General features: G+C 36.2%; 20 protein-coding genes, 1 pseudogene and 1 other annotated feature. Of the genes and pseudogenes, 11 read left to right on the top strand and 10 right to left on the bottom strand.

Annotated features, from left to right (window positions below; translation table 11 throughout):
* Positions 1 to 86: 86 nt before the first annotated feature.
* Together ACQKNC_RS09950 and ACQKNC_RS09945 are read right to left on the bottom strand one after the other, a co-directional pair.
* A complete protein-coding gene (locus ACQKNC_RS09950) occupies positions 87 to 1,286 on the bottom strand; it encodes an AI-2E family transporter (RefSeq protein ID WP_427424690.1) in 1,200 nt (399 codons plus the stop codon).
* A 63-nt stretch (positions 1,287 to 1,349) separates the two neighbouring features.
* Positions 1,350 to 2,300, bottom strand: a complete 951-nt coding sequence (locus tag ACQKNC_RS09945; RefSeq protein ID WP_427424689.1) for an LCP family protein — start codon at positions 2,298 to 2,300, stop codon at positions 1,350 to 1,352.
* A 176-nt stretch (positions 2,301 to 2,476) separates the two neighbouring features.
* On the opposite strand from ACQKNC_RS09945, the gene msrA reads away from it, so the two are divergent.
* Positions 2,477 to 2,998: a peptide-methionine (S)-S-oxide reductase MsrA gene (gene msrA / locus ACQKNC_RS09940; protein ID WP_427424688.1), complete on the top strand. Its 522-nt coding sequence runs from the start codon at positions 2,477 to 2,479 to the stop codon at positions 2,996 to 2,998.
* 484 nt (positions 2,999 to 3,482) lie between these two features.
* A complete protein-coding gene (locus ACQKNC_RS09935; RefSeq protein WP_427425006.1) occupies positions 3,483 to 3,830 on the top strand; it encodes a VOC family protein in 348 nt (115 codons plus the stop codon).
* A gap of 83 nt (positions 3,831 to 3,913) precedes the next feature.
* Here ACQKNC_RS09935 and recQ read toward each other — a convergent pair whose 3' ends face one another.
* The 4 genes from recQ to argS form a co-directional block, all read right to left on the bottom strand.
* On the bottom strand, positions 3,914 to 5,692 hold the full coding sequence (gene recQ, locus ACQKNC_RS09930) for a DNA helicase RecQ (protein WP_427424687.1): 1,779 nt from the start codon (positions 5,690 to 5,692) through the stop codon (positions 3,914 to 3,916).
* A gap of 8 nt (positions 5,693 to 5,700) precedes the next feature.
* The gene (locus ACQKNC_RS09925; protein WP_427424686.1) at positions 5,701 to 6,804 is read right to left on the bottom strand and encodes a TcaA NTF2-like domain-containing protein; all 1,104 of its coding nucleotides are present in this window, start codon (positions 6,802 to 6,804) and stop codon (positions 5,701 to 5,703) included.
* A 250-nt stretch (positions 6,805 to 7,054) separates the two neighbouring features.
* Positions 7,055 to 8,227 carry a CynX/NimT family MFS transporter gene (locus tag ACQKNC_RS09920; RefSeq protein ID WP_427424685.1) on the bottom strand — a complete coding sequence of 391 codons (1,173 nt, stop codon included), beginning with the start codon at positions 8,225 to 8,227 and terminating at the stop codon, positions 7,055 to 7,057.
* A 162-nt stretch (positions 8,228 to 8,389) separates the two neighbouring features.
* A complete protein-coding gene (gene argS / locus ACQKNC_RS09915; RefSeq protein ID WP_427424684.1) occupies positions 8,390 to 10,063 on the bottom strand; it encodes an arginine--tRNA ligase in 1,674 nt (557 codons plus the stop codon).
* Positions 10,064 to 10,370: 307 nt separating this feature from the next.
* Positions 10,371 to 10,591: a binding site (T-box leader), on the bottom strand.
* A 278-nt stretch (positions 10,592 to 10,869) separates the two neighbouring features.
* On the opposite strand from argS, the gene ACQKNC_RS09910 reads away from it, so the two are divergent.
* From ACQKNC_RS09910 to ACQKNC_RS09895, 4 genes are all read left to right on the top strand, one after another.
* The gene (locus tag ACQKNC_RS09910) at positions 10,870 to 11,421 is read left to right on the top strand and encodes a sigma-70 family RNA polymerase sigma factor (RefSeq protein ID WP_427424683.1); all 552 of its coding nucleotides are present in this window, start codon (positions 10,870 to 10,872) and stop codon (positions 11,419 to 11,421) included.
* Positions 11,405 to 11,794: a helix-turn-helix transcriptional regulator gene (locus ACQKNC_RS09905; RefSeq protein ID WP_427425005.1), complete on the top strand. Its 390-nt coding sequence runs from the start codon at positions 11,405 to 11,407 to the stop codon at positions 11,792 to 11,794. The genes ACQKNC_RS09910 and ACQKNC_RS09905 overlap by 17 nt, the downstream gene beginning before the upstream one ends.
* On the top strand, positions 11,781 to 13,013 hold the full coding sequence (locus tag ACQKNC_RS09900; protein WP_427424682.1) for an FtsW/RodA/SpoVE family cell cycle protein: 1,233 nt from the start codon (positions 11,781 to 11,783) through the stop codon (positions 13,011 to 13,013). The genes ACQKNC_RS09905 and ACQKNC_RS09900 overlap by 14 nt, the downstream gene beginning before the upstream one ends.
* Before the next feature lie 270 nt (positions 13,014 to 13,283).
* Positions 13,284 to 14,888, top strand: a complete 1,605-nt coding sequence (locus ACQKNC_RS09895) for an ABC-F family ATP-binding cassette domain-containing protein (protein ID WP_100541926.1) — start codon at positions 13,284 to 13,286, stop codon at positions 14,886 to 14,888.
* 160 nt (positions 14,889 to 15,048) lie between these two features.
* Here the strand turns inward: ACQKNC_RS09895 and ACQKNC_RS09890 are convergent, their stop codons facing one another.
* The gene (locus ACQKNC_RS09890) at positions 15,049 to 15,522 is read right to left on the bottom strand and encodes a DinB family protein (RefSeq protein ID WP_427424681.1); all 474 of its coding nucleotides are present in this window, start codon (positions 15,520 to 15,522) and stop codon (positions 15,049 to 15,051) included.
* 224 nt (positions 15,523 to 15,746) lie between these two features.
* Here ACQKNC_RS09890 and ACQKNC_RS09885 point away from each other — a divergent pair, with 224 nt between their 5' ends.
* Entirely contained in the window at positions 15,747 to 16,742 is a 996-nt protein-coding gene (locus ACQKNC_RS09885) for a S66 family peptidase (protein WP_427424680.1), read from the top strand.
* Positions 16,743 to 17,293: 551 nt separating this feature from the next.
* Here the strand turns inward: ACQKNC_RS09885 and ACQKNC_RS09880 are convergent.
* Positions 17,294 to 17,584, bottom strand: coding sequence for a 3-isopropylmalate dehydrogenase (locus ACQKNC_RS09880; protein ID WP_427424679.1), 291 nt, complete (start codon positions 17,582 to 17,584; stop codon positions 17,294 to 17,296).
* Between the two features lie 573 nt (positions 17,585 to 18,157).
* Between ACQKNC_RS09880 and ACQKNC_RS09875 the strand changes: the two genes are divergently transcribed.
* Positions 18,158 to 18,976, top strand: coding sequence for a S1C family serine protease (locus ACQKNC_RS09875; protein ID WP_427424678.1), 819 nt, complete (start codon positions 18,158 to 18,160; stop codon positions 18,974 to 18,976).
* A 359-nt stretch (positions 18,977 to 19,335) separates the two neighbouring features.
* On the opposite strand, the gene ACQKNC_RS09870 is transcribed toward ACQKNC_RS09875, so the two are convergent.
* Both ACQKNC_RS09870 and ACQKNC_RS09865 read right to left on the bottom strand, forming a co-directional pair.
* Entirely contained in the window at positions 19,336 to 19,536 is a 201-nt protein-coding gene (locus tag ACQKNC_RS09870) for a cold-shock protein (protein WP_004230088.1), read from the bottom strand.
* Positions 19,537 to 19,762: 226 nt separating this feature from the next.
* Positions 19,763 to 20,044: a DUF1033 family protein gene (locus ACQKNC_RS09865; RefSeq protein ID WP_427424677.1), complete on the bottom strand. Its 282-nt coding sequence runs from the start codon at positions 20,042 to 20,044 to the stop codon at positions 19,763 to 19,765.
* A gap of 127 nt (positions 20,045 to 20,171) precedes the next feature.
* On the opposite strand from ACQKNC_RS09865, the gene ACQKNC_RS09860 reads away from it, so the two are divergent.
* The 3 genes and pseudogenes from ACQKNC_RS09860 to ACQKNC_RS09850 all read left to right on the top strand — a co-directional run.
* The gene (locus ACQKNC_RS09860) at positions 20,172 to 21,899 is read left to right on the top strand and encodes a methyl-accepting chemotaxis protein (protein WP_427424676.1); all 1,728 of its coding nucleotides are present in this window, start codon (positions 20,172 to 20,174) and stop codon (positions 21,897 to 21,899) included.
* A 47-nt stretch (positions 21,900 to 21,946) separates the two neighbouring features.
* Positions 21,947 to 22,228, top strand: a complete 282-nt coding sequence (locus tag ACQKNC_RS09855; protein ID WP_427424675.1) for an acylphosphatase — start codon at positions 21,947 to 21,949, stop codon at positions 22,226 to 22,228.
* Between the two features lie 475 nt (positions 22,229 to 22,703).
* Positions 22,704 to 22,805 (top strand): annotated as a pseudogene (locus tag ACQKNC_RS09850) (helix-turn-helix domain-containing protein); the annotation flags it as partial.
* Positions 22,806 to 22,907: the final 102 nt, after the last annotated feature.

Genomic DNA, 22,907 nt, shown 5'->3' with positions numbered 1-22,907 from the left:
AGCATGTGAACATAGATATCCATACTAAATATTAACATATGCTTATAAAAAAACAGCTACTGCACGTTTGCAGTAACTGTCTCTTCTTACGCATCATATTTTTGATGAACCTCATCTTCGTAACGATTATAACGCTGTTTAAATAGCTTAAATAAATGTGTCACAAGCACTTTCATAATGGCATAACCCGGAATCCCTAAAATTACACCTGGTACGCCAAATAAAGAACCCGCCGTTAATAACACGAAAATAATCGTAATTGGATGGATACTAAGTGATTTACCCATAATTTGTGGAGAAATGAATTTCCCTTCAATCAGCTGTACGACCGTCCATACAATCGCTAGTTTAATAAGCATGAATGGCGAAGTTACAAGAGCGATAATGACCGCTGGTGTAATTGCGATGACTGGCCCTAAGTATGGAACCACACTCGTAATCATAGCAAGGAATCCAAGCAATAAGGCATATTTCATACCGATAATTAAAAAGCCGATTGTTACCATTGAACCTATGCACATTGACACTAAAATTTGTCCTTGTATATAGGAACTAATTTGCTTGTCCATGTCATGGAAAATTTCGCGTACTTCTTTACGCATACGTGGCGGGCAAATTTTTAAAATATAGCTCGGTAGTTTTTCACCATCTTTAAGTAAGTAAAATAAAATAAATGGCACCGTTACTAATGATAAAACTATTCCCGTTAAAGTCGAAACAAAGCCAGTAATACCAGATGCTACGCCTTGTGCTAAATTAGTAGCTGTATTTTTTACTGTTTCCACCATATCCGTTGTAAAGTTCTTCACCATTGCATCATAGTTCAAATTAATTTTATCTAGGTATTCATTGAAGCGTGAATTATTGAGAAAATCATCAACATTTTGCGTTAACGCCATAAAATACCCTGGGAACTCCTGTGCTAAATTAGTAAACTGGTCCCGTAAAAACGGATAGACAAGTACTACTAATAACGTTATTATGCCAATCAGAACGATATATAGAAGGAAGATACCCCAAACTCTAGGGATACGCCATCTTTCGAAAAGCCCTACTATTGGACGGAATAAATAATATCCAATACCGGCAAGTACCCCTGGTAGAATAACCACCTCAAATAAAACTTTTAGCGGGGTAAATATAAAGGAAACTTTTTGGAACATAAAAATAACGCATGCTAGTAATAATAAAATAATCAGTGTAAAAAATAAGTTTTTACCACCTAAAAAGCGAATGAACTTCGTTGAAAAGAAATTGGAACGCTCTTTTGGCCTTTCTTTTTCCATCTACTCACCCCAATACAATCCTATACCCATATATTACAGGATAATGTTGGACTTTGCGAAAAATCACTCTAGGGAAATGCCTAAAAATTTACTTAAAAATTCTTTGTTTTTCTCTACATCAATAACAATTGAATCACCGACACCTCTAATATTTTTGAAACTATAACTACCTTCAATTGGAATAGTTGCTTTTTCTATTTTGACCTTACCTTTCGATACCATTTTCAGCACTTGTTGAATCTCACCAGCTGATGAATAGTCCGTTGTTATATATCCTTGTGCGGCACCAACGAACTTTGGTAAGTTCAACATATTTTGAGGCGACAAAATTTCATTCTTTAATGCTTCGATAACTTTTTGCTGACGTTCTACTCGACCAAAATCCCCTTTTTCATCGTGACGGAAACGGGCAAAGCCAAGTAATTCTTTACCGTTTAAGTTATGCACGCCTTGTTTTAATGAAACGCCAATTTTTTCGGACATATCCTTATCTACATCGATTTCAACGCCATTTGGTGCAATAATATCTACAAGTGATTCAAAATTTTTGAAATCGATAATTGCATAATGATTAATCGGCAGGCCAAACATATTACCAATCGTATCTTTTAATAATTGAACACCGTCTAAATAATAGGCCGTATTAAGCTTATAGGATTTATAACCTGGAATATCCGCATAAATATCTCGCATTAAAGACACGAGTTTAACATCATTTGTTTTCTTATTCCACGATAATACCATCATTGTATCTGTACGTGATTTTTCTTCACCACGAGTATCGATTCCCAATAATAAATAGTTTTCAACATCGCCTTTTACTGGATCACCAGTGAAATCCTCTTGGGCTACCTTTGACTCACTTGCTAATTCAAGCCCACTTCGATATTGCATAATGGAATAACCTGCAATAACGATGACACAAAGTAGTAGCAATGTGAACAATGCTCTCCCTTTACGCAAGCGACGTTTTTTTGGACGTTGCGAGCGTCTTGAATAATCTTGCTCTTCCATAACTGTTAACTCCTCTATTTTTTATAGTTAATTTAACGATTCAATATAAAGAAAGGTTCATTTTATACTATGTTTCGAATCCAATCAATAACTATTTATAGGTTATTTTACACCCTATTTGCCAGTAATGAACAAAATAATGCTATAATATTTTCACGAAAGAAAGGATGATGAACATGATTGACAAAGCTACGTTTGCTGGCGGTTGTTTTTGGTGTATGGTAAAGCCATTTGTTGAATGGGATGGTATACATAAGGTCACTTCGGGCTACATGGGTGGCCATTTAGAAAATCCTACTTATGAGGATGTCAAAACAGGCACTTCTGGCCATTTAGAAGTAGTCGAAATTGAATTCGACCCTAGCGTTTTTAGTTATGAGCAGCTCCTTGATATTTACTGGATGCAAATCGACCCAACGGATGCTTTTGGTCAATTCCATGACCGTGGTGAATCATATACAACAGCAATCTTTACCTATTCAGAAGAGCAAAAGCGCATTGCTGAAGCTTCCAAGGAAAAACTAGCAAAAAGTGGTCGCTTTGATAAACCTATTGTAACCACAATTCGTGATGCCAAGCATTTTTATCCTGCAGAAGATTATCATCAGGACTATTATAAAAAAGAGTCGGAGCATTATCAGAAGGACCGAGCGCTTTCTGGTCGTGATCAGTTCATCGCAGGGCATTGGGAGAAATAACTTAAATATAAAAATCCATTTTGAATAGACAAATCATCTTTTTAACTCAGGGTATTGTCGTTTTCAAAATGGATTTTTTCTTTTCTTTAAATAACGTGTATAAAAAATAATAAACGGTCTATACTATTAAAGATTTCACTTCAAATCCAATGACAAGGAGGGTTAACCCGATGAGTGGGGCTGACCGGTAACTCAGAAGGACCATCAAAGCTGAATGCAGCTAAAGCACAGTTGTCTTAAAAATTTTAAGATTAATGCGGAAGCGAGGCAGTGTGTCATGGAGCACTATAAGTAAGTGAGAATCAAGCCCGGAAATATTATTTCCGGGTTATTTTTTGTTTTATCACCTCTTTAGTTTTTCTTTGAGGTTATTTTTCAATGGATATTTATGCTAAAATTAACGGAGCAGTATTGTATAAGAAGGAACTAAACATTAATTAAATCGAAAAAATAGAAATTTATAGACAGACAGGAGTTAGATATGATGATAAAAGGTTTCGGAGGAATATTTTGGAGAACTAAAAATCTTGATGTTATAAAAAAATGGTACAGTGAAGTGTTGCAGCTTGAAATAGAAAATTGGAATGGCACTATCATTAAACCCCAATTAGGAAATGAGACTATCTTTTCATTCTTCAGCGAAAGTGACAGTTATTTTCCAACAGAACAACAAGTGATGTTAAATTTCCAAGTACATGATCTAAACGAGACTATTAAGCATCTTGAACATATTGGTGTACCTCTTGAAAAGGAAAAAGAGAATAGTGAATTTGGAAAGTTTATATGGATTAAAGATCCAGAAGGACGACTGATCGAGCTTTGGGAAAAATAGCGGGTTGTAATACTTTGCGAATAAAAAGGAAGTGCCTAATTCTTTTGAATTAAGCTCTTCCTTTTTTCCTTTATCATTAAAAACTAACTATTCATTGTTGTTTTCAAAAAAGACTGAAGTGCATCGAAGAAACGCTTGCCGTATTTTTCGAATTTTACTTCACCAATCCCACTAACATGTCGTAATTCTTCAAGCACTGTCGGTTTTTTATCACATAAATCACGTAATGTTTTATCAGAGAACACAACAAATGGTGGTACTTGTTCTTCATCTGCAATCTCTTTTCGCAATAATCGTAAATGCTCAAATAACGGATCATTGTCAACAAGCTTACGTACAGTGACAGCTTCTTTTCGCATGACCGTTCGATTCCCAAGTAGAACCTCTTTACCTTCATCTGATACATATATTGTCGGAAACGTACCGTGTTTAACGGCAAGTAAGCCTTCAGCAATTAAAAACTCAATAAAGTTTGAGACATCCTTTGAGGAATATTGGCCTTTTAAAATGCCATAAGTTGACAGCCTTGCAAAGCCAAATTCAGTGACCTTTTGATTTTTGGAGCCGATTAACACTTGTGCTACCATCGTCTTACCAAATTTTTGTCCCATCCTTACGACACAGGCTAATACCTTTTGTGCATCTACAGTCACATCTTTGATTTCCCGTCCGTCATTACAATTACTACAACGACTACAAGGCACCCCTGGTTCCTCTCCAAAATACGTTAAGATGGCGTTTTGTAAACAGCCTTCTGTATGACAATAATCAACCATCGTTTGAAGCTTCGCTAATTCCTGTGCAATTCGTGTTTCATCCTGCGTCTGTTCAATTAAAAAGCGCTGTGTTTGAACATCACCTGATGCATACAGCAAAATACAGGCACTTGGCAAGCCGTCACGTCCTGCACGCCCCGCTTCCTGATAATAGCTCTCCATATTACGCGGCATTTGATAATGAATGACAAAGCGTACATTACTCTTATCAATACCCATTCCAAATGCATTGGTTGCTACCATAATACGCGCCTCATCTTTTAAAAAGCGATCCTGCTCTGACGTGCGCATGTCCTCAGGCAGTCCCGCATGATATTTAGCCACAGCTTCTCCCGAGCGACTTAAAAGCTCATAGATCGCGTCTACAGCCTTTCGTGTAGCGGCATAAATAATGCCCGCTTCATTTTTATTTTTCGTTAAATAATTTTTAATGTAGCGTTCTTTGTTTTCACCGATTAACACAGAGAATGCTAAATTATCACGGGAAAAGCCGGTAATCACCGTGGATTGCTCATCAATTTCTAATAATTGTCTAATATCATCGCAAACAGCGGGTGTAGCTGTTGCAGTAAGTGCTAAAACAGTTGGTTTTTGCGGCCACAACGTAAATAATTTTTGGATTGCTCTGTAACTCGGTCTAAAATCATGCCCCCACTGGGATATACAGTGTGCTTCATCCACAGCAAGCAATGGTACAGATAAATTTGATAATACCTGTAAAAATGTTGAGCTCTCCAATCGCTCAGGCGCTATATAAAGAAGCTTTAAATAACCCGCACTCGCAAGCTGTATCGTTTCATTCACTTCTTGCACAGTTAAAGTACTATTAATATACGCTGCCGGAATATTTGCGGCACGTAATGCTTCTACTTGATCTTGCATAAGAGAAATTAAAGGGGATATGACAACTGTAAGACCATCTAGCATGAGTGCTGGAATTTGATAACAAATTGATTTACCACCGCCAGTTGGCATCACACAAAGACTTGATTGACCTCGTAATGTTTGTTCAATAATTGGTGCCTGTCCATTGCGAAATGAATCATAGCCAAAATGATGTTGTAGCATTTGTCTTGCTTGCTCCATCCAACTTTTCACTCCTCAGTTATTAGACGAATAAGCTTATACTCGCCCTGTTTATTTTTATTTATTTCATATACCATCATAGAGTTCGCAATTGCCTCTTGACCAGTAGAATTTGTTAGTACATATTCCGTTTTAGCACGAACAACAATATTTTGTCCTTCTATGCTGATGTTTTTAATCGACGTATTGGAAAAATTAATTTTCGCTTGTTTGGAGGCATAGTAGGCAACCATATTATCCAATGTGCTTTGTAAATCATCTGTACCTACAAAAGATTTCATGACACTAGCATCATGAATATCAACAGCTGCTTTTAAATGCTTATGAAATGTATCTAAAAATAGCTTTATCTCATCAACGTTATAAGCAAAAATGTTCTTTCCGTATTGCTCAATAGCTTGCTGAACTGCTTCTTTATCGCCTTGTTCTATATATGGATACAAGTTTTTTGATTGAGCTAGTCGATCACTTGTCTTCATATTACCATCGATCCATTCATCCAATAACTGCGCAATATCTTTAAATGGCAAAATAAACGGCTGTGATACACCGTTTAGCTTACGTTTAAGATAAATGCCCACAAGTTCACCATTCTCTGCTTCTAAAACAGGGCTCCCTATAAGTGTATTTTGATCTGCATCTATGTAATAAGCTGCTACTCTGTCACTATATTTTTTTATGTCGTACGGTAAGCTATCGACATAAACAGCTAACTGATTTAATTCACCTTTATAGACGGTCGGCACCTTTACCGATGCGTTATATGATACTTCTAATATGGCTATATTATAAGCTGTAGATATATAGTGCACATTGGCTTCCTTAAGCTTTTGATTATTAAATTGTACGAGAGCAGTTGGCTTTGAAGCTACGAGCGCACCATTAGTCACAATATAAAGCTTAGCGTCCTCTTTTTTAACAATGATCCCTGCACCGATCCCTTTCTCCCCAACTACTTTTACTTCAGGTACAATTTTTTCATGCTGCTTCGTCACTGCCTTTTCCGATTTCACATCGGTCTTTTTAGTATGATCTACCTCTGCTAATGTATCATTTCCACAGCCTGTTAATAGTAAAGCTGTTGCTCCAAGAATGAGCATCTTTTTCCGCATATTTTCACCAAAACTTTCTTTAAATCTTTCCTTTATATCATAAACAAGGTTTTTATACGTTTCAAGTTTACATAATAATATTATTTATGGTTTCGTATTATTAAAATACTGCTCTCATCTTTTATTCAATTCGTTATACCTATAAAAAACGGTTCTTATTTAGCTTTGCTATGAAAAATGACTTATAATTTGCAGTTAAAATGTTATAAAAAAAAAAGACATGCTCGTACAATTCGCGCATGTCTCAAAATTATTTTTTCTTAAGAAAGATTGTAGTAGCTATAATGCCAAGCATTAATGATATAAAAATCGTATAAGTAAATGTATGATTACCAGTCACATCATAGCAATAGCCGATAAGTATTGGAATAATGGCGCTTATCATAAAGCCGCCTGAAAGCACCATAGATGACCAGCTATTTGCCTCCTCATCATTTCTTGCCTCATCCAATGGTAACAATAAGCCGATTGGAAATAAGCCGCTTAATACAATACCTATTATTAATACAGCAATCCATAACAAAGATCCTGAGCCTACCCATAGCAAAACAAAGCCAATTACGCCTAAAACCCCTAAAGAAAAGAGCCAACCGATTCGACTTGACCATTTTTCCATTAGTATGGGGACCAGAATATTTCCAATCATTTGTACAATAGACATAAATGTTAGCATTGAGCTTGCAGCAACAAGGGAAAAGCCCTTGTCCTGTAACATCGGTGCTAGCCAGGACATCATTGAGAAGAACAAAGATGTTTGTAAGCCAAAGTAAATTAAAATTGTCCAAGCACGGACATTTTTCCACGGATTTCGTGCTGCATTTTCCATTAATACATCTGTCTCCGGCAGTTCTTGATTTTGTATTGCCAGGAACCATATGCAAAGAGCAATGATAGCAAGTATTGCCCAGCTGGCAAGCGCCATCGTCCAGCTCTCATGAAAATGATTATAAAATGGTATTGTTAGTGCTGCACTCAATGTTGCCCCTGTTCCTATTCCAAATGAATAAATACCTACCACTGTAGTAAAGCGGTTCGGGAATCTTTTCTTTATGTAGGCATTCAATATGGGTCCGATAAGGGCAATGGCAAATCCTGCTGCAAAACTTGTGACTACAAGTAGTTCGTAACTTTCTTTTAAAAAGCGTAGTCCATTTGCTAATGCTAAGATAATGATTAAAAGCATAATAGCTGTTTTTGTTCCGAGTTTTCTTTGTAATGGTACTGCGAATGGTGCAAAGAGTCCCATACAAAACACAGGAATAGATGTTAAAAAGCTCATTTTTGTATTTGATATTTGGAGTGATTCCAAAAGTACATTAAATAGTGGTCCTATTCCTGTAACTGCTGGGCGCATATTGAGCGCAACGAAGAAAATACTAACAACCACAAGTACCATGGAAACACGCCATTGCTTTTTCTCCATACTTACTAAAAACCTTCTCTCTAATAACATGGTCTGAAAATCACTAAAATCTAGCCAGCATTATTGTCAGACCTCTAATTTCTTACTATTTCCTTTTACCATTTTTTCTAGTTATGGTCAATTTAATGGCAATTAATGATGAAAAGATGCGGATTATTGTACCTACATCTTTTTAGGTGCAGCAATTCCCAGTAATGCTAACGATTCTTTTAAAACAATAGATACACATTGACAAAATGCTAATCTTGATGTTTTTTGGCTGTCATCAATCAATACTTTATTTTGCGCATAATATTTATTAAATAAACGCGCTAATTGTAGGGCATATTTAGCAATTTGTGATGGATCTGCTTGTTCAAAAGCGTTGGCGACTACTTTCGGAAATTGTTCCAGTAATAAAATGACTGGCCAGCCTTGCTCACCTAATGTTTCAAACGATACTTCGTAATTTTGTTCATCTGCTTTTTCTAAAAGAGATGAAATACGTGCATAAGTATATTGAATATACGGCCCTGTTTCGCCTTCGAAATTCATCATGTGTTCAATAGAAAATTCAATATCATGAAGACGATCATTTTTTAAATCATTAAAAATGACCGCTCCCACACCAACTTGATGTGCGACGCTTTCTTTAGCTATTAGATTCGGATTTTTTTCTTCGATATTTTGCTTTGCAGTAGCAATCGCTTCTGTTAGTACATCTGCTAATAAAACGATCTTTCCTTTACGCGTCGACATTTTTTTACCATCTTTAAGGATCATCCCGAAAGACACATGCTGTAAATCTTTTGACCAATCGTACCCCATCTTCTTAATGACCTTAAATAGTTGGTTAAAATGAAGGGATTGTTCATTCCCTACAACATAAAATATTTTTTTAGGATCATACTGTTGTTGTCGATAAAAAGCAGCTGCTAAATCACGTGTAGCATAGAGCGTAGCACCGTCTGTTTTAGTAATTAAGCATGGAGGCATATTGTTTATTTCAACGACATAAGCTCCATCTGATTTCACAAGTAGGTCTTTTTCTTCCAACTCTTTAACAACAGCAGCCATTTTGTCATTGTAGAACGCTTCCCCAGCGAACGAATCAAAGTCAATCCCAAGCAGTTGATATATGGTCTTGAATTCTTCGAGTGATTCATCTCTAAACCATTGCCATAAAGCTAACGTCTCTTTATCCCCATCTTCTAATGCTTTAAATGCGGAACGTGCCTGTTCATTGAGTGTATCATCCTGCTCCGCTTCTTCATGGAACTTCACATAAATTTTTAATAATTCCTCTATTGGAGCGGCTTTAATTGTTTGTTGATCTCCCCATTTTCGATAGGCCACGATTAATTTACCAAACTGTGTTCCCCAGTCACCTAAATGATTAATGCGAATTGCTTTATAGCCGTTTTTCTCGGCAATGTTGGCTAAAGCATTTCCGATTACTGTGGAACGTAAATGGCCCATGGAAAATGGCTTCGCTATATTAGGTGAAGAAAAGTCCAAAACAACATTTCCTTTTGATTCATGTTGAGTCCCGTATAAATTTTTTTCTTTTACTATTTGACTAAGCACTTGATGTGTAATCGTTGGCTGATGATAAAATATATTGACATACCCACCTACTACTTGAACGTCTTGTATTAAATCACAGTTTAATTTATTTTTTATGTCCGATGCGATACTGTGAGGGGCTTTTCTTAGTTTTTTGGCTAGTGTAAAGCAAGGGAATGCCACATCCCCTAAGTCCAAATTTTTCGGTTTCTCCAGTAAATTTTGAATTTCATTGACAGACAGTTCGTTGTTTAATGCCTCAGCAATGCTTTTCGCGATTTGTGTATGCATGTTCGTTCTCCTCTCAATTTAAAATCAATTTCGCCTTGGCGTAATTGTAGCTGACGCTTTGCTTTCGCTACAGAAAACATTTGCCGCTGCCGCTTCGCTTTCGCGCAGATAAACAATGCGTCCGGATTTTGAATTGTGCCCGCACAATTCATTCCTTTCAAAATCCGTGACATCCGCCGGAGGCTTTATCTTCATTCAGTATGTGTTTGTACATTCACAAAAAAGGGACCACATCTCCTTTTCTTCTCGTAGCAATAGAGGTAAGAGATTTCTACTGAATGAAGATAAAAAAAGCCCCCGTCTCTAACATAGAGACGAGAGCATAGTTATCCCGTGGTACCACTCTAGTTGCCATATAAATATGACCACTTTCCATTGTTAACGAGGTGACTCCCCGATATTCTCTACTATTAATTCGAGAACCTTCTCCAAAGTGCGGTTCATTTATGGCTTCTGCATTAGGCTCACACCATCCCTAATTCGCTTTCCAGTAGCTCGATAAACTACTCTCTTTTTCATCGAATTTAACTGTAATTTCGAAAAATTTTACACGAGATACCAATTAAAGTCAATAGTCAATGTGCAATCTTTAAGTAAGAGGCAACACTAAAACATGTTCATGTCTATTTAGTTTCTTCTAAGCTTAACAAACTACCAGTAGTTTATTATTAAATGCAGTTGTTAACTTTCTCATTAGATAGGTATTCATGTTATTTTCAAACGATTGCTGTTTTTAGATAATAAAAGTAAAACCAGTACTATTTGGCAATCGTCTAATGAATGAACACGTAATAAGGAGGGACGATATGGAGGAAACAATAACAACAAGTGGATTATCACGAGATCAGGTGATTGAGGAGCTAATGACAGATTATGGTCAAGCGGTTCTTCAGCTTGTTTATACATATGTAAATGATGCTGCCCTTGCTGAGGATTTGACGCAGGAGATTTTTATTAAGTGCTATAAGGCTCTATCAACCTACCAGGGGCATGCTAGCTTAAAGACATGGTTGTGGCGTATTGCTATCAATCATTCAAAGGACTATATAAAAAGCTGGTACAAGAAAAACGTAGATGTTACCGAAACAAATGTGTTAGCGGAAGCATTGAAAAGAAATGATTTGCTTGAGCAAGTTGTGAAGAATAGTGAGGACGAGGCTTTGTTTGACCTAGTAATGGCACTCCCCGTAAAGTATCGTGAAGTTATTTACTTTTATTATTTTGAGGACTACTCGGTACAGGAGATTGCCAGCATTTTATCATTGAATAAAAATACGGTGAAAACAAGACTTCGAAAGGCACGAGCTTTGTTACAAAAAGCGTTAGGAGGGAATCCATTTGATGGAAACACGTTTTAAACAAGCTATGAAAAATCAGTTTCAAAAAGTGCAATTTACAGAAAAACATCGTGAAGCTGTGCGTAAAGGTATTCACGAGGAGCTTTCAGATCAGGTGCTGTTACCGATGCTTCAAACGATGCGCTCGGGTTATGAGCTGACGCAACTTCTTTATACAAAAAACAAAGACGTAGTTCATTTCAATGAAGGGATGATTTATGCCTCGCTTCATCGCCTTGAACAGCAACAACTCGTTGTTAGTGAATGGCATGAGAACGAAAAACGATATGTACTTTCAAATAAGGGTGTCAAGTTGCTGGCAAAACTTTACAAAGAAACGTACTTCCCTTCTATTCAGCAATTACTGAAGGAGGCGCGCTATGCGAATGATTAAGGACTATATTCAACACGTAAAGGGACATATTCGCAACAAGGAGGCACATGATTCGGTTGAAAAAGAGCTGACGTATCATTTAACCAAATCGAAGCAGGCTTGGCAGGAAAAGGGACACAGTGAAACTGATGCGGAACAACAGGCTGTGCTTGAAATGGGCAATACAACAAAGTTAGGTGTCTCGCTCAATCAAATTCATCAGCCGAAAATCGATTGGCTACTAGTTATTCCATTTGTGCTGGCAGCAATGTGTAGCTTTTTACCGCTCCTACCAGCTGAGTTCTCGTTACGAGATTATATTATGCGTAATATCATTATTTTTATCGGTGGAATTGTTTTGACATTCTCTTTAATGCGCCTCGATTTTCGCAAGCTAGAGCGCTATTCCACGCATATGTATGTACTGGCATGTCTCTTATTTCTTATTATCTTAAATGGTAATGAAACAATCCATGGTATGATCTTTTTTAAAGCTGGCCCCCTTGAACTTAAAGGCTGGATGACATTACCCCTCTTTTTAATTGCGTTTGCAGGGCTTTTCGCTAAACAAAAAAAATCATTATGGTTGTTACTCATTCTTTATTTTATCGGCGCATTTTGCTACTTGCTATTACCGGATATTTCACTATTCTGTACATATTCAGCAATTGTTGCCACCTTATTTTATGCGAGTAGTTTTTCTCGCAAGCAAAAGCTAGCAATTACAATAGTATTTAGTCTCCTATTTGTAGCATTTATCGGCTACTTTATGTTTGGACCATTGAAACCGTATCAGCTTGTACGAATCCATGCTATGTTTACACCAAATTTAGATCCTAGCGTAGTACTTATTTCAACAGTGATGGAGAACCTCGCTTGGTTTGGCACTAGCAATCAACCGTTAGCTGGTGGAGCACATACTGATTTTGTATTACTCACAATTTTACAAACGTATGGGATTATTGCAGGAGTAATCGTTGTATGTATACTTGGCTTCATCATTTTCCGTACAGCACACACTCTACGCCTCATTCATAACGAATATGGTCGATTATTAATTATAGGTGGGCTTGCCTTTTTAACAACGCAAATTGTATACCAAATATTTATGCTATTTGGACTTGTACCCCTTATATCAATGCCACTCCCATTTATTAGCTATGGTCTTTTCCCAATGCTAATAGGAAGCGTTGCGATCGGCTTGACGCTTAGTATTTATCGCAGGAAAACATATATTTAATTCCATAATCACTTTTTATGGCTTTCGGCAACAAAATATAACATCTTATTGAATCGAAAGATGATGAATGTTATTTATGGGATACGAGTGAATGGACATGTTTTTAAAGAGTGAAAACAGAATCTGTATCTTTATTCAGTAATACACTACAAGGAACTCAAGTTAATACAAAAATTTAAAGAACGCCAAACGTTGATTTATTAATGTTTATAGACTATGGTACATATTTCATGATATACTAGTGCCATTGTGAAAAAAGGAGGAACTTGCATGATTCAAGTAAGTAATGTAGGTCTTCGCTATGGCGATCGTAAACTATTTGAAGACGTAAATATAAAATTCACACCAGGGAATTGCTACGGTTTAATCGGAGCAAATGGTGCTGGTAAATCAACATTTTTAAAAATTCTTTCTGGTGAAATTGAAGCACAGGAAGGTCACGTATCAATGGGTAAGGATGAACGTTTATCAGTCCTTAAACAAAACCACTTTGAATACGATGAATTCAATGTGTTAGATACAGTTGTTATGGGGAACAAACGTCTTTGGGAAGTAAAATCTGAAAAAGACGCTATCTACGCAAAAGAAGACTTTTCTGATGAGGATGGCATGCGTGCTGCTGAATTAGAGGGTGAATTCGCTGACCTAAATGGTTGGGAAGCTGATTCAGAAGCAGCGACATTATTAAACGGGTTAGGGATTGGCGACGAGCTTCACTATATGCTAATGGCAGACCTTGAAGGTTCTGACAAAGTCAAAGTATTATTAGCACAAGCTCTATTTGGTAAACCAGACGTTCTATTACTAGATGAGCCTACCAACCACCTTGACTTAAAAGCAATCCAATGGTTAGAAGAATTCTTAATTAACTTTGAAAATACGGTTATTGTCGTATCCCATGACCGTCACTTCTTAAACAAAGTTTGTACACATATTGCTGACCTTGATTTCTCTAAAATCCAATTATATGTTGGGAACTATGACTTCTGGTATGAGTCTAGCCAATTAGCACAAAAAATGATGGCAGATCAAAACAAGAAGAAAGAAGAAAAGATTAAAGAGCTACAAGCATTCGTTGCTCGTTTCTCTGCGAACGCTTCGAAATCAAGCCAAGCGACTTCTCGTAAGAAAATGTTGGATAAAATCGAGCTTGATGACATTAAACCTTCTAGCCGAAAATATCCATTCATCAACTTCCAAACTGGACGTGAAATCGGTAATGATGTGTTAACAGTGGAAGGCCTTACAGCAAGCAATGAAGGCGAAACACTATTTAAAGATATTCGCTTTTCAATGAACAAAGAGGATAAAATCATTTTGCTTGGTAATCCAATGGCTAAAACGGCTCTTCTTGATATTCTAATGGACGAAAGAAAAGCAGATGCTGGTACATTCAAATGGGGCGTAACAACTTCTCAAAGCTACTTTGAAAATGATCACGATAAATACTTCGAAGGTTCAGAGAAATCATTAGTGGAATGGTTACGCCAATATTCTCCTGATGATGAAACAGAAAGCTTCTTACGCGGCTTCTTAGGTCGTATGCTATTCTCTGGTGAAGAAGTGAAAAAATCTCCTTCAGTTTTATCAGGGGGCGAAAAAGTTCGTTGTATGCTATCTAAAATGATGCTTGCTACAGCAAACGTTATTTTACTAGATGAGCCTACGAACCACCTTGACCTTGAATCTATTCAAGCACTAAACGAAGGACTTATGCGCTTCAAAGGTGCGATGCTCTTCACATCTCATGACCATCAGTTCATCCAAACAATTGCGAACCGTGTCATCGAAATCCGTGAAGACGGTACAATTTTAGATAAACTATTAACTTATGATGAATTCCTAGAGTGGAAAGATAGCCAAGGCTTAAACTAATGAACAAAACAGGGTTCTCCTATTCAAAAAGGAGAACCCTGTTTGTTTATACATGCCTTTACTTATAAAAAATCGGTGTTTTATTTATTTTAAGAAAGCAAAGCACAATAAATCTTTTCATAAAAAAAGGACAGATACACTTAGTATCTGCCTTGTCCCTTTATTTTTGCATTTCCTTCGTAGGCCCTAATACACCTGGTACTGGTAAGCCCGCTTGACGTAGGAGCACCATCATTTGTCCACGATGATGTGTTTGATGATCGACCATTACACGTAATAATGCACCTCTAGCTATCGGTCCAGTGAAGCCTTTTACTTCCTCCAGCAAATCTTCATCTGATAGCTTTGCCGCTTCCTCTTTCACACTGTTTGCTAGGTTTTCGTAAGTAGCTACAATTTCAGCAGCTGTAGCTGGAATTGGATCCTCTTGACGAATCATTGGCACCTTTAAACCTGCTAAATAACTGAAATAACCAGCAGCACCAACTAAATGCCAGCCTAACCAGCCTAGCGTGCTGTGACCTTCTACGATGCTTTGATCTAACTTTTCATCTGTAACGGCTTTTAATACTTGAATTGTCCCTTGTACTGATGCTGACCATTCATTCAAAAAATCATCTACATGACGATACATATAAACGCCCCCCCATTTTCGTAAGTACATTTCTATCTTATTAAATAAGAGACTTTCTTACAAGTTTCTAACAATAAGTTTACATAATATTATTATTTGAAATTCTGCTATAACTATTCATTTCAGTTACTTTTTACATGACTTTCGTAAAAACACGTATACTGATCATAAAATTGTTAAATCATGTATAATAGCTTTTGATATTAAATGGAAAGAGGTATTTTATGTTTTCCCCATTAGAAAAAGGCGATACCATTGGCATTTACTCGCCTTCCAAACCAGCTACAACTATTGCAAAGGCTCGTTATGAACGAGGAAAGGAACGTCTGCAAACACTCGGCTTTTCGATAAAAGAAGGCTCTTTAACTGGAAAAGAAGATTTTTACCGCTCCGGTACACCAAAAGAACGAGCAGAAGAGCTTAATGCCCTACTTCGTGATCCCCACATCAAAATGATCTTACCAACTATGGGTGGTACTAACGCCAATAGTATGCTGCCCTATCTAGACTACGAAGCATTTAAGCAGAATCCCAAAATACTTATAGGTTTGTCTGATGTTACCGCTATACTTCTCGCAATGTATGCAAAAACTGGTATTCCTGTCTTTTATGGACCTTCTGTCGCTTCTACATTTGGTGAATTTCCACCTTTTGTCCATTATACAGAGCAATATTTTAAAGATATGTTTTTACATTCATTATCGTTTCCCTATAACATGCCATTCCCACCTATTTGGACAGATGACCGACTAAATTGGTTAGAAAAAACGACTGAAAAAACGCAGCATCACAATTCATGGATCACTGTACAACCTGGTATAGCTGAAGGTCGTTTAATAGGTGGCAATATAAATACGATGTACGGCTTTATTGGAACACCTTACTTCCCTCATATAAATCAGGGAGATATTTTACTTCTTGAAGATACATCTAAAACAATTGCTGTTGTTGAGAAAAACTTTGCCATGCTAAAATTACACGGCATTTTTGACAAAGCTTCTGCGATTATTTTAGGTAAACATGAACAATATGATGATTTAGGCACTGGAAGAAAGCCATATGATGTATTGCTAGAGCAGCTCGATGGCTGTGCAATTCCTATTGTCGCTGATGTTGACTGCTGTCACACTCATCCCCTTCATGCGATGCCCATCGGCTTACGTGTACATGTCAATGCGACTAGTAAAGAGATCACCTTTCTAGAAAACTGGTTTTCCTAACATTTGGATGACAGATTTATAGTTATAATTTACGAATCACATCTAATATTTACATGCGGTGCTAGAACTTTTCCCTCGCCGCCCTGGAGTTCAGAAGCTCTAATTCTGCCTCTATGTTACCTAGTACTTACTAAGTAAAGTTTAGCATAACGAGATTTTCAGTTTTAAAGAACACAAAACCCTGAACAGAGGGACTTTTTATTAAAGTATCCACTATTCAGGGTTCAGTTCTATTAGGAGGAAAAGTCATAAGATAATCAACAGACATATCTAGTATGTAACTGTCAAATTTGTAATAATTGCTGTTTTTTATACTCTTATACTGTTTTAAATTCTTTATCAACTAAATCATAGTTATAGATACAACGTATTTTAGAAGTTAAACCGTCAAAATTAACTCCTAAAATGGTTTCGATACCTAGAAAAAAACAAAAAAGCAGAACACATAGAACGTGTAAAGAGCTATTTTTAAGTTTGTATCACAACTCTAATTACACCACAGTTGAAATTTAAGTACATTTCTTCACAATTTCCCCCTTTTCATCCTAAAATTATGATACTGTACTATATATTTTCTTTACTACTGTTGTTAGAATTGCAATTAACAGGACGATCACGCCATTAATCAGCAGAATGTACCCTATTTGCAAACCATAAAATATTGCAAATGGATCATCAATTATAGCTATTGCTAATAAACTTCCTGCTCCACCAAATACTAAAGCTAAACATAATATTGTTAAAGCGGCTGAATATACACTTTTCTTCTTAAAAAACATAAAAAATCCTATTATGTTAGCAATAATTATAAGAAAATACATAAGTATTTTGAAGAAATCCATCATCTAACTCCCTTTTAAAAAAATTATTTGTACTTTTGTTATTCACATCTAAATTATACAATAAATAGAAATTTATTTCACAACGATTTCTTAATAAGAAGCTACTTAGATCTGACGGTACCAAAAATATTGCTCCCTTCTGATACTAAAGCAGTAATAATTTTTCTAAAACAGCCTTATTAAATGATGAATGTTCAATTTCCAATTATCAATAGTTGGTATATCTTTGCCATACCAATTGGCTTACGTATACCTGTCGATGACTAATAAGAAGATTAGCATTCTAGAAAACTGGTTTTCCTAACATTCGAATAACCTAGGAACTTCAAGTATAATGAGGGAAAATAGCTGAAAGAGCTTGCCTATGAGTCACCATGAACTTGTACTTTCTCATGCCAATTATTCGTTGGCGATAAACAATTCTGAGCCAGAGGACAAAACTCCAATAGTCAATCAGTCTTGTTGAACATCAAACAATCACAGAGCCGAACTTGTAACAGAAAATTGAATGAGATTCGCTTCACAGGCGTCAATGCTTGGGCGCCTTTCATTCTGAGTAAGGAGGGCGTTTTGATGAACGATATACATAGGTCAACAACAGATGAAGAATTGACGGAAGAAGAATTGATCGAGCTTGTTCTCGCTGAACAACAAAAGGCGTTAGCCCAAGAACAAGAAGAGCACCAGCAAGGTAAAAAACCTAAAAAACAAAAACCAATTGTCAAATGGATTGTTTGGGGTATGGCATTGGTGTTATTTTTCAATACATTTGCACTTATCTTTCAAATATACTCCATTCCAGCTCTTGAATTTTTGAAGGTGTCTGCTCGTCTATCAGCGCAAGAAGATATAAGAACCTATAAAAAGGCTGTCATAGAAATCTCCACTGGTACTAGTAAAGGTACTGGTTTTGCGATTTCTTCAGATGGACTTATCGTAACCAATGCACACGTTGTAGAAGATGCTCAATCACTATTCGTCATTTTCCCTGAGGAAGGTTTGATGGGTGCCAAGTTACTGCAAAGTTTCCCAGACGTAGATTTAGCACTATTGCAAGTAACTGGTAATGACTTACCTTCCCTCACGCTTGCAAAAAATCCTAGCTATAGTAAAAATGAGCATGTTTATTTCATCGGTAATCCACTAGCTTTTACGGGCATTGCAAATGAAGGAACTTTACTGGAGCCAACATACCTTGAGGATTGGCAGGAACCCGTTATAATGATGAAGGCCCCTGTTTATCGAGGAAATAGTGGAAGTCCTGTCATAAATGCGGATGGTGAGGTTATCGGAATCATCTTTGCAACGGCAAAAAAAGATCCATATGGTCAAGTCGGTTTGTTTATCCCCATTCAGGTGTTACAGCAAATAATCAATTATGACTCGGCATAATTGCATCCGGAATCAGCTTTGTGCTTAGGCCTGCAGGATGCAGGCCAGTTAGCCTTTATCCCTATTTGCACTCCTTTCCGATTCCGTGACACCCGCTGAAAGAAGTTAAATAAATAATTCTCTGAAAAGGTGCTTGTCCTCAAACTAACAAGACAAGCTCTTTATTTTGTTTACATAATAATATTATATTAAATTCCTATGTACAAAAATTGAAAAACTTAACTTTTCAAAACTCATTCATATACCAAGTCACTAGTATTCATATTTTGTAACTCTCAAATGTTCTAAGCATGTAAAAAAAGGCACCCTATATAAATAGGATGCCTTAATTTAACGAAAGTAATTTTAATTACTGAGAATTAAAGTTTAGTTACGTTAGCAGCTTGTGGTCCGCGGTTGCCATCTACAACTTCGAATTCCACTTTTTGACCTTCGTCAAGAGTTTTGAAACCTTCGCCTTGGATAGCTGAGAAGTGTACGAATACGTCGTTTTCGCCTTCAACTTCGATGAATCCAAAACCTTTTTCTGAGTTAAACCATTTTACTGTACCTTGTTTCATTTAAGAAAACCTCCAAAAAATAAAAGTGAACAATATGTAATTTCTTCAGCGAATGAAAAAAATTCACATATTACAAAGAGTACCGAACTAACGCGATCACTTTTTGTAATATGTGAATTCATGTTTCCGGTGAAGCAATTAAATTGTTAAACTAAGTATAACTGGCATTCATAATTTTGTCAAATAAAGAAAAAATGTTTTTTTAATTATTTTCAAAATATTTTTTCTATTTATCGAATTTTAAAGTGATAATACCGTGATATATTTGTACATCATCATCACAGGCTTCACAAAAAACACTTTCATCTTCTGACCAGAAGGCCCAGAATCCGCCGTCTTTAGATGCCTCATTTTCATATGTTAATCGGAAGTGCTGCAGTTTTGTTTGTAATGCTGACTCAAATTGCTCCTCCGTTTCAAATGTTTCATTTGTTTGAATAAAAGCCTCCCAGCCCTCAAACTTCCACCAAGGCTCATAATCAGCTTTCATGTAAATGATTGTATACATATTTGCCACATTCCCTGCTGTATTAAGATATTTTCATTTTAGCAAACACATTTGAAATGTCTATTAAAACACTCTGTAATATGCTATTATTACCTTATTATTCATTATTTTTGGGAGGTATTTTTTTATGTTTGCAAGTATTCGACCTAAAGCCGAACTCGATGAATTATTAAAACGTGGTACAAATTTAGATGCAACAGGCCGTTTTAATAAAACACTGGCATTTAATCATTTCAATTCTCAAGATGAAGAGAATTTAAAAGATCTCTACAAAAAACTTAAAGATATCACGCCTTCAATGAACGCTATTTTTGATAACTATTTAAAGGAAATCTCTCTCTCCTCTCAGCTAACAATTAGTGAAGAAAATATTAATAGATACTTATCTCAATTTTTCTTAGCTACTCGTGATGATGAATATGTAGATGAAACCGTTAAATTTTTCAATTTATTCAGAAAAAATCAATTTGAGCCCGGTAAGTTAATCGTCGTCTTCAATCAATTTGCATTTTATATTACTACATACATTTTACATAATTTTGGCTTGAAACCTAATAAAGCATTTGGATACATGAAATCTTTCCAATCTGCAGTCAATGTTGATCAAGAATTACTCATTGAAGTATTAACTGAACGTACTATTGAAAATGTAGTCGCTGAAATTTCCTCTTTAATGGATGTCAACGCAAAAATCATGTATATGAAAGATTTAGTATTTAGCTTAGATAAACAAAATGAAGAAATCCAATCCTCTACTGCAGCAACTGAAGAAATTGCCGCTTCTATTAATGAGGTTGCTCGAATGTCTTCCCGTATTTCTGAAAAAACAACTGAATCTGTTGATCATGCTGTACAAGGGAAAAATGCAATTGAGCATGCCCTTTCGGAAATCTTTAAAACTGAAGAGACATTTACATCGATTGTTGAGTCCTTTTCAGAATTACAAAAGCGGGTAAATGATATCGAAAATGTTGTAACGTTAATAAACCAAATTGCCGATCAAACGAATTTACTTGCTTTGAACGCTTCAATTGAGGCTGCACGTGCAGGTGAACATGGTAAAGGCTTCGCCGTAGTTGCGCAGGAAGTTCGAAAACTTGCCGAGGGAACGGTATCAGCGCTTAGTGAAGTAACTACAAATGTACTTCATTTAAAGAACTATTCAAATGATGTTTCAAAGTCAATTACAGAAACGACAGAGATTATTAAAGAAGCAACAGTGGAAGCTAAAGAATCGTTACCATTGTTAAATGCGATAGTTAGTGCCATTGAAGGCATTAATCTGGATGTCACAAATACAGCTGCGATATCACAGGAACAGGCTGCAGCTATTGATGAAGTATCATCAAGAATGATTGAAATTTCTAACCTTCAGGACGATATTCGCGAATATAGCCATAATACATCTAGTGATATCCACTCATTAGGAAAAGAAATAAATCGTTTCCGAAATGACATTATTGCGAATAATAATGTTCAGCTATCGTCTATAGCACTTTTACAATTATCAAAGGCCGATCATATTTTATGGAAATGGCGAATTTATAATATGTTCCTAGGTCTTGAAACCGTCGAACCAAGTGATGTTTCTTCACATACTGATTGTCGTCTCGGTAAATGGTATACATCTGCTCGCACTGTAGAACGTTTCGGGCACTTGCAGGATTATCGTGAATTAGACGCATATCATTTACGTGTTCATGAATCAGCGAAATTAGCAGCAGAGGCTTTTAAGTTTGGGAATATCCAACAGGCTGAAGTTCATTTAAAAGAAGTAGATCAAGCTTCTAAGCAGGTTCTCTATTTTATCAATAATTTAATTGCATATTTAGATAATGAACGTGTTATGCACTAAGCACAAAGGAGGGCTCTTCCCCCCCTTAACTAGTAGGAGGTATTAGCTTGAACAAGCGCGCGCTAATTAAATTTTTCGGTGATGTTTATGGTACTGGCTACCGTTTTTTCATTAAACAAAAAGCGATTGAGCTAGGATTAAAAGGATACTGTAAACTAAATGGTCAAGAACAAATTGAAGTTGAAGTAGAAGGATCAAAAAAAGCGATAGATGAATTCCTAGTATTTGTTCAAAAGGGTGTTAGCCCTCAAGCAGATTCCAATTCATTTACATTAGAGCTTTTTGATGATTTAATAGGTTATACACACATGGAGTCAGACATTATTTAGTCTTTTCGACTATATTTAACATTGAATGAATATGGTTTTATCTAACATGATGTTGCTGGAGGCAAGTTTAATTAGGATTGGGGATAAAACCCCTGTCCTTTTTTATTTGTCTTTTATCCCAACCTTTGTGAACAATACCGTCAATGCGTTCTAATAATCTCGTACTGTCCCTTGTATAACCTCTAAATGAATCATTTGCGCTTTAATCCATAAGCACTGTGACTATTTTCTTGTACAACTGTATTTAATGTGTGTTGTTCTCATTCCACTTTTCATCTATGTTTTATTTAGTTGCTACCGCATTTAAAAGTAATTGTTTGTTGCGATCAGACATAACACGCCATTCTTTAACCGTTACTTTCATTTGCCCTCACATCCTTTCAAATATTCGCTTCCAAACACTGTATGCAAGCGTAGACCAATGTAAAACACTTCCACATCAGTTTTATATGCTTTGTAAAAGAATTCGGTAACACGAATTGCTCTAAATACTATAGAAGCGTTATGTATAGCTCTAAATTGCGACATCTCTAATTTAATCGAATACACGCCAAATAATGTTAACGGATTAACATAAACGGCAGAAAGAGGCTGGGACATAACTAGCTTCAATTAGTGAGAAATCCGAATTTGAATTCATTCAAATTCGGATTTCTCTATTTTTTATGTTGTCTCCAGA

Source organism: Lysinibacillus sp. NPDC094177 (assembly GCF_050279145.1).
GTDB lineage: Bacteria > Bacillota > Bacilli > Bacillales_A > Planococcaceae > Lysinibacillus.
The sequence above is the reverse complement of the archived record's forward strand: the minus strand, read 5'-3'. Positions and strand labels throughout refer to the sequence as shown.

Coding starts and splice junctions, on each gene's coding strand:
- ACQKNC_RS09950 (WP_427424690.1), bottom strand. CDS start 1,286: ATGGAAAAAGAAAGGCCAAAAGAGCGTTCCAATTTCTTTTCAACGAAG.
- ACQKNC_RS09945 (WP_427424689.1), bottom strand. CDS start 2,300: ATGGAAGAGCAAGATTATTCAAGACGCTCGCAACGTCCAAAAAAACGT.
- msrA (WP_427424688.1), top strand. CDS start 2,477: ATGATTGACAAAGCTACGTTTGCTGGCGGTTGTTTTTGGTGTATGGTA.
- ACQKNC_RS09935 (WP_427425006.1), top strand. CDS start 3,483: ATGATAAAAGGTTTCGGAGGAATATTTTGGAGAACTAAAAATCTTGAT.
- recQ (WP_427424687.1), bottom strand. CDS start 5,692: ATGGAGCAAGCAAGACAAATGCTACAACATCATTTTGGCTATGATTCA.
- ACQKNC_RS09925 (WP_427424686.1), bottom strand. CDS start 6,804: ATGCGGAAAAAGATGCTCATTCTTGGAGCAACAGCTTTACTATTAACA.
- ACQKNC_RS09920 (WP_427424685.1), bottom strand. CDS start 8,227: ATGGAGAAAAAGCAATGGCGTGTTTCCATGGTACTTGTGGTTGTTAGT.
- argS (WP_427424684.1), bottom strand. CDS start 10,063: ATGCATACACAAATCGCGAAAAGCATTGCTGAGGCATTAAACAACGAA.
- ACQKNC_RS09910 (WP_427424683.1), top strand. CDS start 10,870: ATGGAGGAAACAATAACAACAAGTGGATTATCACGAGATCAGGTGATT.
- ACQKNC_RS09905 (WP_427425005.1), top strand. CDS start 11,405: ATGGAAACACGTTTTAAACAAGCTATGAAAAATCAGTTTCAAAAAGTG.
- ACQKNC_RS09900 (WP_427424682.1), top strand. CDS start 11,781: ATGCGAATGATTAAGGACTATATTCAACACGTAAAGGGACATATTCGC.
- ACQKNC_RS09895 (WP_100541926.1), top strand. CDS start 13,284: ATGATTCAAGTAAGTAATGTAGGTCTTCGCTATGGCGATCGTAAACTA.
- ACQKNC_RS09890 (WP_427424681.1), bottom strand. CDS start 15,522: ATGTATCGTCATGTAGATGATTTTTTGAATGAATGGTCAGCATCAGTA.
- ACQKNC_RS09885 (WP_427424680.1), top strand. CDS start 15,747: ATGTTTTCCCCATTAGAAAAAGGCGATACCATTGGCATTTACTCGCCT.
- ACQKNC_RS09880 (WP_427424679.1), bottom strand. CDS start 17,584: ATGGATTTCTTCAAAATACTTATGTATTTTCTTATAATTATTGCTAAC.
- ACQKNC_RS09875 (WP_427424678.1), top strand. CDS start 18,158: ATGAACGATATACATAGGTCAACAACAGATGAAGAATTGACGGAAGAA.
- ACQKNC_RS09870 (WP_004230088.1), bottom strand. CDS start 19,536: ATGAAACAAGGTACAGTAAAATGGTTTAACTCAGAAAAAGGTTTTGGA.
- ACQKNC_RS09865 (WP_427424677.1), bottom strand. CDS start 20,044: ATGTATACAATCATTTACATGAAAGCTGATTATGAGCCTTGGTGGAAG.
- ACQKNC_RS09860 (WP_427424676.1), top strand. CDS start 20,172: ATGTTTGCAAGTATTCGACCTAAAGCCGAACTCGATGAATTATTAAAA.